General features: G+C 56.3%; 14 protein-coding genes. 10 read left to right on the top strand and 4 right to left on the bottom strand.

The window, feature by feature from the left end; translation table 11 throughout:
• Positions 1-101 precede the first annotated feature (101 nt).
• A complete protein-coding gene (locus JL719_RS10985; protein WP_165385951.1) occupies positions 102-1,082 on the bottom strand; it encodes a helix-turn-helix domain-containing protein in 981 nt (326 codons plus the stop codon).
• 157 nt (positions 1,083-1,239) lie between these two features.
• On the opposite strand from JL719_RS10985, the gene JL719_RS10980 reads away from it, so the two are divergent.
• The 5 genes from JL719_RS10980 to JL719_RS10960 are packed head-to-tail and all read left to right on the top strand — an operon-like array spanning position 1,240 to position 8,211.
• Positions 1,240-3,213 carry a TonB-dependent receptor domain-containing protein gene (locus JL719_RS10980; protein ID WP_084153260.1) on the top strand — a complete coding sequence of 658 codons (1,974 nt, stop codon included), beginning with the start codon at positions 1,240-1,242 and terminating at the stop codon, positions 3,211-3,213.
• A 6-nt stretch (positions 3,214-3,219) separates the two neighbouring features.
• Positions 3,220-4,443: an isochorismate synthase gene (locus tag JL719_RS10975; protein WP_201799031.1), complete on the top strand. Its 1,224-nt coding sequence runs from the start codon at positions 3,220-3,222 to the stop codon at positions 4,441-4,443.
• The gene (locus JL719_RS10970; protein ID WP_033156348.1) at positions 4,440-6,077 is read left to right on the top strand and encodes a (2,3-dihydroxybenzoyl)adenylate synthase; all 1,638 of its coding nucleotides are present in this window, start codon (positions 4,440-4,442) and stop codon (positions 6,075-6,077) included. Before JL719_RS10975 ends, JL719_RS10970 begins: the two co-directional genes overlap by 4 nt.
• Positions 6,074-6,952 (top strand): isochorismatase family protein, encoded by an 879-nt coding sequence (locus JL719_RS10965; RefSeq protein WP_033156349.1) that lies wholly within the window; start codon positions 6,074-6,076, stop codon positions 6,950-6,952. The genes JL719_RS10970 and JL719_RS10965 overlap by 4 nt, the downstream gene beginning before the upstream one ends.
• Entirely contained in the window at positions 6,949-8,211 is a 1,263-nt protein-coding gene (locus JL719_RS10960; protein WP_033156350.1) for a condensation domain-containing protein, read from the top strand. Before JL719_RS10965 ends, JL719_RS10960 begins: the two co-directional genes overlap by 4 nt.
• Positions 8,212-8,268: 57 nt before the next feature.
• Here the strand turns inward: JL719_RS10960 and JL719_RS10955 are convergent, their stop codons facing one another.
• Genes JL719_RS10955 through JL719_RS10945 form a run of 3 tightly spaced genes read right to left on the bottom strand, consistent with a single transcriptional unit; the run spans position 8,269 to position 12,165 of the window.
• Positions 8,269-9,399: an XdhC family protein gene (locus JL719_RS10955; protein ID WP_033156351.1), complete on the bottom strand. Its 1,131-nt coding sequence runs from the start codon at positions 9,397-9,399 to the stop codon at positions 8,269-8,271.
• 43 nt (positions 9,400-9,442) lie between these two features.
• Positions 9,443-11,695, bottom strand: a complete 2,253-nt coding sequence (locus JL719_RS10950; RefSeq protein ID WP_033156352.1) for a xanthine dehydrogenase family protein molybdopterin-binding subunit — start codon at positions 11,693-11,695, stop codon at positions 9,443-9,445.
• Complete coding sequence (locus JL719_RS10945) at positions 11,692-12,165, bottom strand: (2Fe-2S)-binding protein (RefSeq protein ID WP_033156353.1); 474 nt, start codon at positions 12,163-12,165, stop codon at positions 11,692-11,694. The genes JL719_RS10950 and JL719_RS10945 overlap by 4 nt, the downstream gene beginning before the upstream one ends.
• 488 nt (positions 12,166-12,653) lie before the next feature.
• On the opposite strand from JL719_RS10945, the gene smbP reads away from it, so the two are divergent.
• The 5 genes from smbP (at position 12,654) to JL719_RS10920 (ending at position 17,813) form a co-directional block, all read left to right on the top strand.
• Complete coding sequence (gene smbP / locus JL719_RS10940; RefSeq protein ID WP_033156354.1) at positions 12,654-12,989, top strand: small metal-binding protein SmbP; 336 nt, start codon at positions 12,654-12,656, stop codon at positions 12,987-12,989.
• A gap of 136 nt (positions 12,990-13,125) precedes the next feature.
• A complete protein-coding gene (fae, locus tag JL719_RS10935; RefSeq protein WP_033156355.1) occupies positions 13,126-13,641 on the top strand; it encodes a formaldehyde-activating enzyme in 516 nt (171 codons plus the stop codon).
• 122 nt (positions 13,642-13,763) lie between these two features.
• Entirely contained in the window at positions 13,764-15,875 is a 2,112-nt protein-coding gene (locus tag JL719_RS10930; protein WP_033156356.1) for a protein-disulfide reductase DsbD family protein, read from the top strand.
• A gap of 20 nt (positions 15,876-15,895) precedes the next feature.
• Positions 15,896-16,513: a redoxin domain-containing protein gene (locus JL719_RS10925; RefSeq protein ID WP_033156357.1), complete on the top strand. Its 618-nt coding sequence runs from the start codon at positions 15,896-15,898 to the stop codon at positions 16,511-16,513.
• Positions 16,514-16,592: 79 nt separating this feature from the next.
• Positions 16,593-17,813, top strand: a complete 1,221-nt coding sequence (locus tag JL719_RS10920; protein ID WP_033156358.1) for an alpha/beta hydrolase family protein — start codon at positions 16,593-16,595, stop codon at positions 17,811-17,813.
• The last annotated feature ends 83 nt before the right edge of the window (positions 17,814-17,896 follow it).

The following is a 17,896-nucleotide window of genomic DNA, read 5'->3' as shown; positions in this document are numbered from 1 at the left end:
TAAGCTGACGTGGGATTATACGGTCGGCCACGGGCTAACTGGGACGCGGGGCCGTGGATTGAACGGCTGGCAAAACAGCATGCATTTTTTGCAAAGATAGCTTAACAACGAGCGCGCAAGCTGCCAGGGGGAGTGCCAAATTGGCGCCGGAAAGCCGTTGCGAAGTTGCCGGCGTTGGTGTAACCGGCCAAATGCGCCGCTTCGCTGACGCAGACACCGTCGCATTCCAATGCGTGGCGCGCATGATCCAGCAGCCGGCGACGCTGATACGCGAACACACTACTGCCGGTGTATTGGCGAAAGTAGCGCTGCAGGGTACTGGGACTCATGCCGATGTGCTCGGCCAAGGCCTGCATCGACCAGCCGTCGCCCTCTCCGCTATCGAGAAAGGCGCAAAATTCCGCCAATCGCCGCCGTTCGCGCGGCCTAAGCACGCACTCCGGCTCCCGGCGGCCGTCCGTCAGCGCCCCCAAGGACTCGGCGGCAATATCCAAGCAGCGACTTTCCAAGCATAGGCTCATCAGCGGCGTGCCGGAGGCGCACAATTCGAACACGCTAGCCGCCAAAGTCCGCAAGCGCGCAGACAATCGCCACTGTTGTGCCGCCAGATGGGTAGCGCGCAAGTGGTTCAGCCCCGGGTGTGCGGATAGTACGTGTTCGTGCTCGGCCAGCCAGCGGGTACCGAATGCCAAACTCACCACCTTCCGCCGGGCGCCGCGCCGCAACTGACGGGAAAAGCACTCGCGCCGACTTAAAGCGACGACCAGTCCGCGATGATCGCCGCCTGCGCCTAGCAGAAAACGTTGATCGCCGTAGCTTACATCCGCTTCGCCAGCCAGCGGCAACACGATCAACAACCCCGGCTGCAACATTCCCGTCACTTCCATATCGAGTTCGTCCCGCACATCTGACGCGTACAGCGACAAATCGGGCTGCAGCTGAAACTCCCGCAGCCGACCACTGACTATCGGGGAGCCACTGGGAGCCAAGGATACAGCCGCACCTCCAGGGGTGCTTAGACCCGGTCGCGACAGGGCCGAGCAATCGATCTTGGATGAGGTGATAGTTGATAGCCGATTCATAGGATTTTGCCCGAGTGATTCATAAATGATGTTCCAAGCCGTCATCTGCGCGGCCCGCAAAGGAATTCGGTTCCCCCGCAAACGCACGTATTTGCTTTGAGTCGGATAATAGCAGCCACTAATGTTAATGTAAATCATTCTTATTTGAAGACCAATCATGAAAACCAGCTCCCCTGTCGGTTCGAAACTTACCCTCCCCTTAACTTTCTTTTTACTCGCGGCAACCGAATACTCGGTGGCCGGCTCAAATGAAACGGACACGGATAAGACTGTCGTCATGGACACGATTAACGTGACCGGTAAAGCGGTCAAAACTGATACAGACACCGAAACGGTGGAAGACACACCCTCGACGTCGATCAAGGACGTATTCGAAAAAAATATCTCGGTCGGCGTCGGCGGCCCTACCGCGACATCTCAAAAGGTGTTTGTCAACGGCATCGAGGAAACCAATCTCAACGTACAGATCGACGGTGCCCGGCAGGTAAACAATATATGGCATCACAACGCAAACCTACTGATCGACCCCGGCGTGCTAAAAGCGGTCAGCGTGGATGCCGGCGTAGCAGCGGCGGACGCCGGCCCCGGCGCGCTAGGTGGCTCTTTGCGCTATGAAACCAAAGACGTCGATGACATGTTGCAGCCCGGACGGGATTACGGTGCGTTTTTAAGCGGCGGCTTCGCCAGCAACCTAGACACCTTTACCAAATCCGGCGCTGCCTACGGGCGGTATCGCAATGTCGAAGCCATGGGCTATGCCTCGCACGCCGAAGGCGGCAACTACGACGCCGGCAATGGTGATCCAGTCCAGGGCACCGGCACCAACCTGTTGAGCGCTTTAGGAAAACTAGCCTACACCGCGGAGGGCGGACACCGTTTCGAGGCCTCGGCTCAGCATCTTTCAGACGACGAAATTCGACCGTTCCGCGCCAATTTCGCCGCAGTGCGTGGTCAGACCTTATTGTCGGAAAATATCTTCAACCGCAATACCGCGAACTTCAAGTACAGCACCCGGCAGCCGAGCAAGTTTTACGATCCGGAGGTTCGCTTTTACTATAACGATACGTCGCTTTCCCGACCGAATCCGAACGGCGGATTTCGTCCCGGCTATTTCGATTCCACCATCGAAAGCTTCGGGGCGACGGCGTTGAACCGCATTAAAACGCCGTTGGGCGAACTCAGCGCCGGCATGGATTTTTATCAGGATCGGGCGCTAACCGATAACTTTCGCGATGCTTCGATGACCGAAACAGCCCGAAATTTAGGCGGATTCGCGCAATTACGCGGTGAGCCCGCCGACTGGCTTAAATTTTCCGGCGGCGTCCGTCTTGATTCTCAAGAATTCGAATCGGTAGACCGGAAACTGTTCGACAATACCGGTGCCAGCCCCAACGTGTCTATCGGCATCACACCCTTGCCGGACTTGACGCTGAACGGCAGTTATTCCTATGTCTTCGGCGGCATCCAACTGGCCGAAGCAGCACTCTTCCACACCATGCCGTATTCGGCTTATTCCGCCGATCTTGCGGCGCAACGCTCCACCAACGCCAAGGCCGGGCTCAGTTACCGCTTGGCAAGCGTCAAGTTTGAGGGCGAAGTGTTTTCGACCCGAATCCAAAATACGCCGGCGTATCAAGAGGGCGACGACAGTTTCGTCCGGGTTAACGGCCCGGCAGTCAAAACCGAAGGCTTGAATCTAGGCGTGGGCTATCAACGCGCAAATGCCGATTTCGGCGCGCATTACACCAATACCGAAGTCAGCTACGATCATTCTCAACTCGGCACACTGGCGTTCTACTTAGGCTCGCCCGTCGGCGAAATCATCAAGCTGCACGCCGCCTATGCGTGGCCGGAACTAGGGATAAAAACCGGGGTAAGTTCGGAAATCGCCCTGAAGTACCGCTTCGCACAGGATTCGGGTAATCGCGATCTCAACGGCTATCACACCTACAACGTATTTGCCCAATGGCAGCCGAATTTTTACCGCGGCCTGACGCTGCGCGCCGAAGTCAACAATCTCACCGATGAAGACTATACCGATCGCTACACCGCCGGTACCGCAGTCGGATTCATTACGCCGCTGCAAAATCCCGGCCGTAGCGTACTAGTTTCAACCAGACTGGAGTTCTGAACCCCTATGTATACCGACACGAGTCAGTTATTTTCCGTAAACACCGCCACCACCGAGCGGATGGGCGACCAACAGCCCACGGCAATTGAGCTGCTGCATCGCTATGGCGCCGGCTCCAGTTTTTTCTTGGGCTCTCCCGAGCGTACCCTGCTTGGTAGCGGCATCCGGGCTAGGTTAACCCGCCATCCCGGAGAGCCGACAGCCGCCGCTCTGCAACGTTTGTTCGCCGATGTCAGGCAAAAAGACGATACGCCGGCTATTGCGGTGGGCGCACTGCCGTTTGCTCCCGAAGCCGATCCGATATTGTTTATTCCCCAGCAAATGGCAACGGCGGACCGCCTCACGCGCCACGCAATAGCCAGGACGAAACCGACCATACGCAATTCTGTAACTCAAGAGCGGCCAACACCGGCGGTCTATGCCCAACAGGTGCAACAAGCGTTGGACTTGATACGGCAATCGGCCTTAAAAAAAGTCGTGCTGTCCCGAATGCTGGAAGTGGTGGGCGAGAGCGATGTCGATCAGGCCGGCGTGTTACGCAATCTGGCGGCGCGCAATGCAGCCGGTTACACCTTTGCCGTCGATTTGCCCACTGTATCGGGAGGTGTCCGCCGCTTGATAGGTGCCAGTCCTGAACTATTGTTGCGGCGCAAAGGCACACAGGTATTGGCCAATCCAATTGCCGGTACCGAACCGCGCAGCATCGACCCTGGCGAGGATCTGGCGCGATCCCGCCGCTTGTTGCACTCTGCCAAGGACCGCCACGAACACGCGCTAGTGGTGGCTGCCGTAGCGGACACCTTGCGGCCCTATTGCCGCACCCTAGAGGTGCCGCCGGTTCCGGAGTTGATTGCGACGCCCCGCGTCTGGCATCTTTCCACTCGGATCTGCGGAGAATTAAGCCACTATGCCCCCAGCTCCTTTGACTTGGCCCTAGCCTTGCACCCGACACCGGCCGTATGCGGCGAACCACGCGATCTGGCTCGCCAAGCCATTGAGCAATTGGAAGACTTTGATCGCGGCCTGTTCACCGGCCTGGTGGGCTGGTGCGACGCCAACGGCGACGGTGAATGGGCAGTGACGATACGTTGCGCGGAAATCGAAGCCAATCGCGCCAAGCTATTCGCCGGCGCCGGCATCGTCGCGGATTCCGAACCTTGGCGGGAAGTGGCCGAAACCTCGGCCAAATTTCGCACCTTGCTGGACGCACTGCAGGGGGATGGCGTATGACGGCATCCGATTTCACGCCGTGGCCGGACGAGTTGGTCAGGTCCTATCGCGAACAGGGTTGGTGGCAAAACCAAACCTTGGGCGCTTTGTTACGCGAATCGGCGCAGCGCTACGGTGAACGTATCGCATTGGTCTGCGGCGCGCGGCGCTGGTCGTACCGCGAGCTCGACGAACGGGCCGATCAGTTGGCGACCGGGTTTGCGCAATTGGGTTTGCGCACCGGCGAACGTGTAGTGGTGCAATTACCCAACATCGCCGAGTTTTTTGCGGTGTGTTTTGGCTGTTTTCGCCTCGGTCTGATCCCGGTGCTGGCGCTGCCTGGGCATCGTCGCGCCGAAATCGCCGCGTTCTGCCAGCTGGCCGAAGCCGCCGCCTACGTGATACCGGATCGCCACGACGGATACGATTACCGCTTGCTAGCGCGGGAAACACTGGCATTGGCACCGTGTTTGCGCCACGTGATCGTGGCCGGCGCGGCGGAGGAATTCGTACCTTTGCAAAGCCTTTATGTGAAGCCGTTGGCGCTGCCGGACCAGGACCCAGCAGCGGTAGCGCTGTTACAACTTTCCGGCGGCAGTACCGGAACGCCCAAGCTGATTCCGCGCACGCACGACGATTATCTTTACAGTGTCAGGACCAGTGTGGATATTTGCGGTTTCGACGCCGCTACCGTGTATCTGGCGGCCTTGCCAGTCGCACACAACTTTCCGTTAAGTTCGCCCGGCACGCTGGGCACCTTATATTCCGGTGGCCGCATCGTGTTGTTGACTCGACCAGAGCCGGACGCAGCTTTTATGCTGATCGCCGCCGAAGCGGTCAGCCATTTAGCATTGGTGCCGTCGCTGCTTTTGGCGTGGCTGGAGCGCGCTACAAGTCTGCGTCCGCCGCTTGGCAGTCTGCGCCTGGTCCAGGTGGGCGGCGCCAGTCTGGCAGCGGAAGTCGCCGCCCGCATTAAACCGGTGTTCGGTTGCGCACTGCAGCAGGTATTTGGCATGGCCGAGGGTTTGGTCACTTACACTCGGCTGGACGACGATCCCGATGTCATTCTGGAAACCCAGGGCCGGCCTATGTCGCCCGGCGACGAGATCCGCATAGTCGACGACCAGGACCGAGTGCTGGCCGACGGCGAGACCGGCCATCTGCTGACCCGCGGTCCCTATACCATTCGAGGCTATTGGCGCGCCGACGAGCATAACCGCAAGGCATTTACCGTGGACGGTTTTTATCGTACCGGCGATTTGGTCAGGCGCCGCGCCGATGGCAGTTTACAGGTGATGGGCCGGAGCAAAGATCAAATCAACCGTGCGGGCGAAAAGATTGCCGCCGCAGAAGTGGAGCAGCATTTGCTCAGCCATCCGCGCGTACGCAACGCGGCGCTGGTGGCTATACCGGACGCACGCCTGGGCGAACGCAGTTACGCCTTCGTCGAATTGGCCGAGCCGGACTCGGAGGAAGCGCCGGCGCGAATCGCTCTAGGGCTGAAATTGCACTTACGCGATCACTGCGGACTGGCCGCACATAAAATTCCCGACCGAATCGAATTCATTGACCGCTTACCGCTTACCGCGCCAGGCAAAATTGCGAAACCGCAGCTGCGGGCGCTGGCGCTTAACCTGACACGAACACCGACATGAGCATACCCCGCATCCCGCCATACGACCTTCCAGAACAACTACCCACCGGAAAAGCGAACTGGCGCTTGGACCCAAGCCGTGCCGTATTACTCGTGCACGACATGCAACAGTATTTTCTGAATTTTTTCGAACCATCCCAGCCGCCGATCCCGGCGCTGCTGCGCAATTGCACCGACCTGATCGCCGCCTGCCGCTCTGCCGGCATGCCGGTTATGTACACGGCGCAACGCGGCGGACAGGCGCCGACCGAGCGCGGGCTGCTCAACGATTTTTGGGGGCCCGGCTTAGCGAACGATCCGGCGCTGGAACGTATTGTCGATGCTGTTGCACCCAACCCGGAAGACACGGTGTTCCCGAAAGCGCGCTACAGCGCTTTCAAGCGCAGCGACCTGGAGACGCACCTGCGCGCGCTGGGGCGCGATCAGCTGGTGATTTGCGGCGTCTATGCCCATATTGGCTGTCTGATGACGGCTGCGGAAGCCTTCATGCTGGATATCCAAGCCTTTTTGGTTGGCGATGCGCTGGCCGATTTTTCACGCGAAGAGCACGAACAAGCCTTGCGCTATGCCGCCGGGCGTTGCGCATGCGTTCTCAGCAGCCGCGATGCAATGGTCGCTTTGGAATCGCTTAGTCCCAGCCTGGACGCATTACGTCGCGAAATTGCGGAAGCGATGGCAATCAACCCGGCTCTATTGGGCGATGACGACGATCTATTGCTGATGGGCTTGGATTCGCTGGCGCTGATGACATTGATGCAGCGTTGGCGCCAACGCGGATTCGCTGCCGAGTTCGCAGAGTTGGCGCCGTTGCCGACACTGAGAGCCTGGCACGCTTTGTGGCAAGACTCTGCCGCCGCGAAGGCAGACAGACGATGATACGCGATCAACCCGGTCTGCCCTTAACCCAAGCACAGACAGGTGTCCTGCTTGGCCAACAACTCGCCGGCGAAGCCAGCGTCTTTTATGCCGCCGAATACACCGAACTAGACGGCCCACTCGATTACGAATTGTTTACACAAGCCCTGCAGGCCACGTTGCGCGAAGCTGACGCGCTGCAGGTCCGCATCGTCGAGATGGACGGGACTTATCGGCAGCAGCGCGTCGAGCATAGCCCGCCGACTTTGGCGGTAGCGCCCGCCGAACAGCTTAGCCAGACGGCATTCATGGCCGAACTGTTCGTGCAACTACAACAAGCCTTCAATCCCGCCGCCGGCTATCTTTATGAGCATAAGCTCTATCGCCGGGGGGCTGAGCGCCACGTCTGGCTACATCGCGCGCACCACCTACTGCTGGACGGCTACGGCTTCCAGCTCATTGCACGGCGAGTTGCCGTTTACTACGAGGCGCTGCTATCCGGCAAGCCTTTGGCAGCGGCTGCTTTTGGCACCCTGGACGCCATTTTGGAAGCCGATCAGGCCTATCAGAATTCGTTTGATCGTGAGGACGACCGCCGATATTGGCTCGCCGAACTAGCCGGGTTGCAACCCAAGTCCCTGTCACCCCATCCCACGCCCGGAATCGGCCGCGGCCGCCGAATCGGAGGGGCCTTGCCGGACGCAGTGTGTCTAAGCCTTAAGCGCCGTGCGCTGGAGCTGGATTTGAGTTGGCCGGAGTTATTGATTGCCGGTTTTGCCGGCTATTTGGCCCGATACGGTTACGGTCGCGACACGGTACTCGGCCTGACTACGATGCTTCGCGCGTCGGGGGCGGTTGCCCGCACTCCGTGCAGCGCCATGAACGTCATGCCCTTGCCGCTCCGGCAGGTCGAAGAACTGGATCTAGCCAATGCGGCTCGCCGCCTGCGCCGGGATTTAGCCCGACATAGACCACATCAACGTTACCGTTTCGAGCATTTGGAATTCGATCTGGAAGATGCCGGTTATCCGCGCGGCCTACTGGGCACCGAAATCAATGTCATGCCGTTCGAGCCACCGTCGCGTTTCGGACCCTGCCGAGCCCTCACTCATACCTTGGCGGCGGGGCCGGTGGAAGATCTGGCTGCGGTGTTCATGGCCCGAGGCGATGCTATTGTCCTTGATCTGGATGGGCGCGAGGAAAATTACGACGAGCCAACGTTGCGCAAACATTGGCTCGGCATAACCGATTATCTGGCGCAAGCGTTGGAGTCGTCTTAGTCGTCAGGCCCCGCTCGCATAACCCAAATTTAGCCTTATACTCCGGCCTCACCGAATTTACTGGGCTTGGCTATGGCTGCATTCATGCTTGATAGCGACTACGTCATAGCCTAATTGCAAGCCGCTGCGGCCGTTGAGCTGCGCATGGATGCCCGCCACGATAGACAACGCAATTTCTTCCGGCGTTTGCGCGCCGATGTCCAAACCGACCGGACCGAATACCCGTTCGGCCATCAGCGCGGCATCGTCGCCCAGGCTTTGCAGTAATCGTTGTTTGCGATGCGCCGGACCCAGCAGACCGATAAACGCCGCCCGACACTGGACGATGGCTTGCAAGTAGCGTTGGTCGTATTCGACGTTATGGGTCATCAGCATAATGGCATTGAAGCGATTTAAATCCAGTTGGGACGCGACCTGATCCGGTATCAGATGCAATAATTGATCGGCTAAAGGAAAACGCTCTGGTTTGATATGCGCGGGCCGGTGATCGACTAAGGTCACGCGCCACCCCAGGGATTTGGCGCAATTCACCAGCGGTATCGCGTCGGCACCGGCACCGAATATCAGCAACTGCCAAGGCGGTTGCACCGGGTCGTAAAAGACTTTGATGTCCTGGCCGTCAAGTAGATGGGTTTCGATACGCGGTTTTTGCTGCAAGGCCGTTTGCAGCGCCGCCGTGGCAAAGGGAAACGGCGCGCTAGGTAAAATTGGCTGCTCGCCGACGAAGGCCGCAGGCAAAAACTGGCTGCGCCCTGCCGGAAAATCCGCATGCGCTGACTCGAACACCGTAACCAATACTCCATGCGCTTGAGCTTCGGCGGCTTCCACCAACTGACTCAATGGACTGAAACCCTGCTCGGCTTTTAATAATTGCAGCAACCCCCTAACCGCGCCGTTACAACCCAGGCCCAAACCCCAGATCGCGTCTTCGCCGGAACGCATATCGTAAAATACGGTTTTGGCTGCGCCGGTTGCGAACACCGAAGCGGCCTGCTCCACCAAATCCCGTTCGAAACAACCGCCGCCCAGCAAACCGACCAACTCGCCGGCCTGGGTAATCAGCATCCGCGCCCCCGCCTTTTGGTAAGTCGATCCAAAGGTTTCGATAATGGTCGCCAGCACGCTGTCCTGCCGGTCGCGTTGCAGTTGCCGATAGGCTTCGAGCAGATGATTGATTTTATTGGCCATGATTTACTCGCTTGCGGGTGTGCCGGCGATTGTACTAGCCATATCAACTCCAGCTCAAATCGGTACGCAATAACGGCAATTGCCGGACCCGCACACCGGTAGCGGCGAAGATCGCATTGCACACTGCCGGCGCCAATGGCGGCAGTGCTGGTTCACCCAGACCGGTGACCGGATAGTCGGTTTTCAGAAAATGCACATCCACCCGCATCGGCGTATCGGCAATACGGATCATCGGATATTCGCCGAAATTGCTTTGTACGATCCGGCCTTTTTCGATATTCAACTCCTGAAACATCAAGGCTCCCAGACCATCAATGACCGAGCCCTGCACCTGGTTTTCCGCACCACTGAGATTGACGATCTGCGCGCCGATGTCGGTAGCCACCACGACTCTATCCACTTTAAGCTTGCCGTCTTTGGAGACCGTAACTTCCGCAACCTGGGCGATGTAACCCAGATGGCTGAAATGAAAGGCTATGCCCTGCCCTTGGCCGCGCGGGAAAGTTTTCTTGCCCCACTCGGATTTTTCCGCGACGTGCTGCAATACATGCTTCATCCGATTCACATCGTACGGGATGCCTTGCTGGCCGGTGCCGGGAATAAAGCCCTTATCGCCCAGGATTTCCAAGCGAAACTGCAAGGGATCGCGGCCGGCGGCATGCGCCAGTTCGTCGATAAAACTATGAAACACCCAAGCGAACACATTACTGCGGGGCGCCCGCCATGGCCCCATCGGGATATTGCATTCCAACGGCGTTTGTTCCAGCAGACAGTTTTCCACCCAGCGTCCCGGAAATTCGTCGCCGGACAGGTTGGCGCCGCTGCCCAGTTCCAGGGTTTCCTTGCCGTCCTTCACCACTTTATGCGCAAAGGTGACGAAATGGTTATGCCAGGCAATCAGCTTGCCTTTATCGTCCAGGCCGCCTTTTAAAAAGTGAAAGCCACCGGCGCGGAATTGGTCGTGTTGCAGATCGTCTTCGCGAGTCCAGGTCAGTTTGACCGGTACGCCGACTTGCTTGGCAATCGCCGCCGATTCGATGATGTAATCTGGAATCAAACGCCGGCCAAAACCGCCGCCGCTACGGGTGATATGTAGCGTAATTTTCTCTTTCGGAATCCCCAAGGTTTCGGTGACGATCTTCTGCCCGGCTTCCGGGTTTTGCGTCGGCGCCCAAATCTCGATGCCACCGTCCTTGAACCAGGCCGTACAATTTTGCGGCTCGATGCTGGCGTGGGAGATAAACGGATAGCTGTAGGCCGCTTCCACGGTTTTGTCCGCGTCTTCCAATGCTTGCTTGGCATTGCCGTCGTTACGCAACACCTCGCTGCCGGCCTGCTCGGATAATTCCTTGGCCTTGGCGCTAAAGCCGGCCCAACTTTGCGCGGCCGCCGGGCCTTCGTCCCACACTACTTCTAGTTGCTTACGGGCGGTGAACGCCGCCCAGGTGGAGTCGGCGACAATCGCCACACCCGGTAACAAGCCTTTTAAGCTGTTTCCGCCCTCAACGACAAAGGCATGTTTTACGCCGGGGAGTGTTTTGATTTTATCCAGGTTGGCGCTGACCACCTTGCCGCCAAAAGCCGGACATTTTTGATAGGTCGCATACAACATACCGGGCAATTGCACATCTATGCCGAATAAAGGCTTACCGGAGACAACGGCCGGATTATCCACGCCGCCGATTCGGGTACCCAGTAATTTATAGTCTTTAGGGTCTTTCAACTTCACCGATTCCGGCGCAGGCACCGGAATCGACACCGCCTTTTCCACCAACTGCCCATAAATAAGCTGCCTACCGCTCGCCGGATGATGTACGGCGCTATCTTTGGCGAACAATTCTGTGTCGGGCACCCGCAGGATTTCGGCAGCCGCCAAGATCAGCATCGTCCGCGCCGTTGCGCCGAGTTTATGAAACTCCTGATAATTGGTCGGCGTGGAGCGGGAACCGCCGGCGCTTTGGCTACCGTAAATTGGATCTAAATCGCCCTGCACGATTTGCACATCCAGCCAATTAACCTCAAGTTCTTCGGCAATGATCATCGGCAAGGAGGTCTTGATGCCCTGGCCTATTTCCGGCTGCTTGCTGATCAAGGTCACCTTGCCGGTCGGGGCAATGTGAATAAAGGCATTGGGTTTAAACACGCTGCTTTCCGCAATGGTGGCCGGCTTGGCAACCCGCTTGGCGGCGCTATCGGCCACATTCAGATAAAAACCCAACACCAAGCCGCCGCCGGCCAGCGTGGACTTGCGCAAAAAATCGCGGCGGCTGGCATTTTCCAATTCGTATTCGTTCATATCGACTCCTTGACACCGAGTTCAGCGGCACGGTGAATGCCGGCACGTATCCTTAAATAAGTCCCGCAACGACAGAGATTGCCGGCAAGTTCGACATCGATCTCGGCGTCGGTCGGACGGGGATTTTTTTTCAGCAGCGCGGCGGCGGTCATGATCTGCCCGGCCTGACAATACCCGCATTGCGGCACATCCAGCTCTTGCCAGACTTTTTGCAAGGGGTGTTCACCAGTCGGATGTAGGCCTTCTATCGTGGTGACCCGGCTTTGGCCGATTTTTGAAATCGGCGTCAGACAAGCCCGAGTCGGCTGGCCGTCGATATGCACGGTACAGGCACCACACTGGCCTATCCCGCAACCAAATTTGGTACCGACTAGATTGAGATGGTCGCGCAGCACCCACAACAAGGGCGTGTCGGGATTAACATCCACGGTGTGTTGTGTCCCGTTGACGTTGACTGTGTATTTGCTCATAAAAATTGATGATTGGATGGTTGTAATTATCTGGCGCGCATTCGTAGCAACCCACAGATAAGCAAAATTCGCACCTATATAGGATTGGCATACACCTTACACACAAAGACCATGTAAACAGTTGAATCCCAAGCCATTTATTAGCAAATTCGAGTCTTTAAAAGAACACAAGTCACTTATCACAATCAGACTTACCCTCTCAGGAGCCAGGAAATAGCTGATATATCAACACCAAGTCAGCAACTTTTGCTGACAGGCAAACACCTAAACTACCTATAAATCAGCATTTTTTCTTTGCAAACAACAAGTTGAAAACTGGCATATAAATTGAGTAAGTAATTTGGCGATACAGCAGATATTGGATTATCTCGTATTGTTAAAACCGCTATATTCTTAAGTTTATTCAGACCTACAAATCATAAATAAACCATTGAGGTATTACTCGGTTTTAAATAGTAAATTAACTAACCATTTCCCAGGGGGATATTATGAAAACGACCGTAGCATTGATTACCAGCGCCTTATTAATTGCCAGCAGCGGCGTATTTGCCGAGGAACATGCTGCCGAATCCTTAAAACATGCCGAGCATGCCGTAACCCACGGCAAAGCCGGCCATGCGGATCAATTGGTGGAGCATGCGGAAAAAGCCCTGGCTCACGTCGATAAAGCGGAAAGCGCCGCCACCGGAGAAGCCAAAGCACACATCAGCGCAGGTAAAAAATCACTGGAAGAAACCATTGCGCACGGCAAACAAAACCATGCCGAAGTAGCCACCAAACATGCCGAAGAAGCCGTAGGCCACTTCAAGGCAGGTAATGTTTAAACTACCGTAACGCAATATATAACAGACAAAACGCAACTAATCGGCTATTGCGGATAAATACCGAAGTAGCCGATTATAAATATTCATTATTTCAAAAATATTACTTACATTTTTTTCAAAAAAGGGACTACTTAAAATGGCAAAAATTACCAATTTGCGGGTTGGAGAATCCTTGGTCGGCGAAGGCAATGAAATCGCTCATATCGATCTAATTATCGGCCCACGCGGCTCAGCGGCGGAAACCGCTTTCGCGAATGCATTAACCAATAACAAAGACGGCTTTTCCACTTTATTGGCGGTGGTAGCGCCCAACTTGCTGGTGAAACCCGCCACGATCTTGTTCAACAAAGTCACGATCAAAGGCTCGAAACAAGCCGTGCAAATTTTTGGACCGGCACAACGCGCGGTAGCCATTGCGGTGGCGGAATCGGTGGAAGAAGGCATTATTCCCGCCGACGAAGCCGACGATTTGTTTATTTCCGTGGGCGTATTCATTCACTGGCTGGCTGAAGACGACGCCAAAATCGAAGAATACAACTACAAAGCCACCAAGGAAGCGATTGCCCGTGCTGTCGCCGGTTTTCCAAGTGCTCAGGAAGTGATTGCCGCGAAGCAGGATGCCAAACATCCTTTCGCAGCCAATAAGGTATAAGGCGGGTAATGACGGCGATCAGCGGCTTTCTGGGGTTAGCAATACCCAGGCTTCGGTTATGCATAGTCAAGTCGCCAGCGAACGTTAACATGCCTGTAATTCAACCAAGCTAGGGTGCAAGTGTGCTAATTGTCTATCGCGTCATCCTCGGCATCATTCTGGTTTTAGGGATGCCATGCACCCAAGCCAACCCCAGTCCGGAAGCTGCCACGGATCAGGTAAGCGCCAGCCTGATTGCTTCGCATACTGCCGTGCATCCTGGTGATGAGATCTTGATTGGCGTGCACCAGCAGATTATTCCGCATTGGCACACTTACTGGAAAAATCCTGGCGACTCAGGCCTACCAACCAAAATTCAATACCAACTACCAGCCGGCTGGTCGGTGGGCGAGATCCAATGGCCTACGCCCAGCAAAATCGTACTGGGGCCGGTCGTCAATTACGGCTATCACGACGCGGTCACCCTACTCTCTCCGCTGCGGGTAGCCGAAGACGCGAAACCTGGTACAGAATGGCCCATCTCAGCGAAGGTGAAATGGTTAGTTTGCGAGGAGGCCTGCATTCCCCAGGTGGTGGAATTAGCAATCCAGTTGCCGGTGGTCGCCAAGGAAGTAGCGGTCGGCCCAACCCATCCTTTGATCACAGCCGCCCAAAATTCATTGCCTGCGGTATTACCCTGGCAAGCCAGCTTGCTTGAAGGTCCGGCCGGCACGCTCCGGTTACACCTGACTGGCGAGCAACTACCTGCGCCAGACCAGCACGCGCTGGCCTTCTACCCCGACCAATGGGGACCGATTTCCCATGCTGGCGAGCAAATAACAAGCTTAGCCGACGATGGCCTGGACATCCGCTTGCCATCCGGCGACCAGCTATTATCCCCCGGACAAACACTGACCGGCGTGCTGACGGTCGCTAGCGGCGACAGTTTGCGCGCTTATCAGATCAGCGCGGCGTGGCCTGGCACGGCAAATCCCGTCCAGGCTGAGCCGGCCAGCGCCTTGGCCGAGCAAACCTTGCCAACCGCCCTGTTACTGGCCTTGGCCGGTGGTTTGATATTGAATCTAATGCCTTGTGTATTTCCGGTATTGTCGTTAAAAGCCTTGGCATTAATAGAACAAGCCGCTCACGATCCCGGTAAAACTCGCAGACACGGTTGGGCTTATCTGGCCGGGATATTGATTAGTTTCACCGCATTGGCCGCTGTGTTGGTCGCGCTGAAGGCCGGTGGCGCCGGCATTGGCTGGGGTTTCCAGTTTCAGTCGCCGTGGTTCGTCACGATACTGGCCTACTTGATATTTGCGGTGGGCTTAAGCTTATCCGGAGTCTTCAATATCGGCACCGGCATCACCGGCTTGGGCCATAAGCTGGCCACTCTGGATGGTTATGCCGGCAGTTTTTTCACCGGCGTGTTGGCCGCAGTCGTGGCCACCCCCTGCACCGCCCCCTTCATGGGCGCAGCCATTGGCTTTGCCATCACCCAAGCACCGGCAACAATGATCGCCGTATTCCTGAGTTTAGGCATCGGATTAGCCCTGCCTTACTGGCTGCTTTGTCAGTGGCCGATACTTCAGCGCTGGCTACCCAAACCCGGGGCATGGATGGAAACCCTGAAACAAGGGCTAGCTTTTCCAATGTACGCCACCGCCGCTTGGCTGATTTGGGTGCTTGCCCGTCAGGCCGGCCCGGAAGCAGTTGCCGGTACCTTGGGCGGCTGTGTGTTGGTTGCCCTCGCTGTCTGGTTATTGCAAATTAGCCGAAACGCCACCCAAATAAAGCGCCGCGTCATCCACACCAGCGCCGGCGTAACTTTACTGCTGGCCTTGCTGGCGGGCGAACTAGGCATCCAAACCTCGTCGCAAGCAAGCTATGCAACGGACAGCAACAATCAACACTGGCAAGCCTACAGCGCTGAAAAACTAGCCCAATTGCGCAGCGAAGGCAAACCGGTGTTCGTTAATTTCACCGCCGACTGGTGTATCACCTGTTTGGTTAATGAACGTGTTGCCTTGAGTAGCGAATCGGTTCGCGGCGCGTTTCTCAAAGCCGAGGTGACTTACCTGAAAGGCGACTGGACCAACCGTGATGCGGGTATCGCCAAGGTATTGAGCCAATTTGGTCGCAGCGGCGTGCCCTTGTATTTGTATTTCGGACCGGGAGCGCAGGAGGCGATGGTATTACCGCAAATCCTGACCCCTGATCTCGTTATCGGCGCCATTCAAAGCGCCCGTCTTTAACCATCAGCAATGGAGTATTTATGATTTCTCAGCGTTTGTTCGGATTGATGACCGTTAGTTTAATGCTATTAATGCCGGCCCTTGCCAAAGCAGAGCCGGTGGTAGGCCAGCCGGCACCGGCGTTTTCGGCGGCGGCAGCAGAAGGCGGCGCTTTGAGTTTGGCGGCGCTGCGCGGCAAAACCGTGATTCTGGAATGGACCAATGCCGACTGTCCGTTTGTGCAAAAACATTACCAATCCGGCAATATTCCCAATTTACAAAAACAGGCCAAAAACCAAAACATTGTTTGGTTGCAAGTCATTTCTTCCGCGCCCGGCAAACAAGGCTTTGTCGACGCGGCAACCGCAAAAAAACTCAATCAAGAGCGTAACGCCACACCCGCCAACACCCTGTTCGATGCGGACGGTGCCGTGGGTAAATTGTACGGTGCCACCAATACCCCGCATTTGTTCATCATCGATCCCAATGGCGTTCTGCTTTACAAAGGCGGCATAGACAGCATTGCCTCGGCAGACCAGGCCGACATCGCGACGGCTGAAAATTATATTTCTTCAGCACTAAAAGAACTGGCGGCCGGTAAACCCATCAGCAAAGCCGTGACCAAACCTTACGGCTGTACCGTCAAATATGCCGGTTAATGCCTGCAGTAGCTGAAATTAGCTTTCATGAGTGGGACAGTGACGCAAAACCTTGTGTCGCTGTCCTAGTCACCGCCTTATGAGCAGATTGCTGTTCGCCATGCTGATGCTGTTATCAGCTTGCGCTCCCCAAGAATATTTCCGTACCAATATCAGTGTAAAACCTTGTCTAGCCAATGCCGGTGCGGATTGCAGCGCCGCCAATTTAGTCGTCAACCCGCAAGATGGTTACACCTTGGGTTTCGTGGAATTCGACGACGACGGCCGTTTCTACGATCAACGCCAAGCCGACGCATTGCTGAATAACTTACAAGCCAGTCAACAGCCGCAATATGTGGTGCTTTATACCCACGGCTGGCACCACAATGCCAAGGACAGCGATAACAACGTCCGCCGTTTCAAGGAAAGTTTGCGCGACATCAAACTGCGTAACCCACATTACCGGGTAGTCGGCATCTACTTGGGGTGGCGCGGCGAAACGGTGGAAACGCCCTGGCTGCGGGCTTTGACCTTTTGGGAGCGGCGGTCGGTAAGCGAACGCCTAGGACAAAAGCAATTTCTAGATTTCTTGTTAAATGTCGAAGCTGTCGTCAAACACGACGCCAATCCGGATAACCGCTTGCTCACAATAGGCCACAGTCTGGGCGCGTCCGTGATGTTAAACGCCTTGCAACCGGTCTGGTTGCAACGCCTGCAACAGGAACGCGGCGACCAAGCCCGCTTCGGCGATCTGGTGTTGTTGGTTAATCCGGCTATCGAAGCCAGACGCTTTGCCGATCTGCGCACCGCGGTTCGTCGAGTCGCGGCAACGAATCGCCTTGCGCATGCCAACCCGCTGGTAGTGGTTGCCAGTTCGGAAGCCGATACCATCACCAAGAACATGTTTACCTATAGCCGGGCCGTGCCGGCCTGGTTCGAGTCGGTATTGGACCCGATTGAGCAGGTGGACATACCGGGCGCTTCGCAATGGGATTTGGCCGCCACCGCCGTTGGGCATTATCGCGGTTTTATCACCCATCGTTTGGAAGCGATAGATCCCGCACTGAAAACTCAAACCTGTCATCTCGATTCTGCCATAGCATCGAAGCCGACTGGATCAGACCGCAATATCGCTAGCGCTGCGGTGTTGCGAGTGGCGGACGGCTTGCAATTGCGTCCGGTAAAGGAGGCGTGGATGGCCGACCCATTATGGGTGGTGCAGACCGACAGATTTGTGCTGCCGAATCACGGTTTCATGGCACAAAAGCCGTTCTGGTGTTTTATCGAAGCTGCTTTGAGTCTTGCCGCCAGTCATGGATGAAGCGCATGTATTTAGAAATCTCGCCGACACCCTGATTTTGAACCGGATTAAACGATTCTAGGCCCATGTTTTCTCTTGTCGGC

The organism is Methylomonas sp. LW13 (genome assembly GCF_016865255.1).
In the GTDB taxonomy this organism is placed as follows: domain Bacteria; phylum Pseudomonadota; class Gammaproteobacteria; order Methylococcales; family Methylomonadaceae; genus Methylomonas.
The sequence above is the reverse complement of the archived record's forward strand: the minus strand, read 5'-3'. Positions and strand labels throughout refer to the sequence as shown.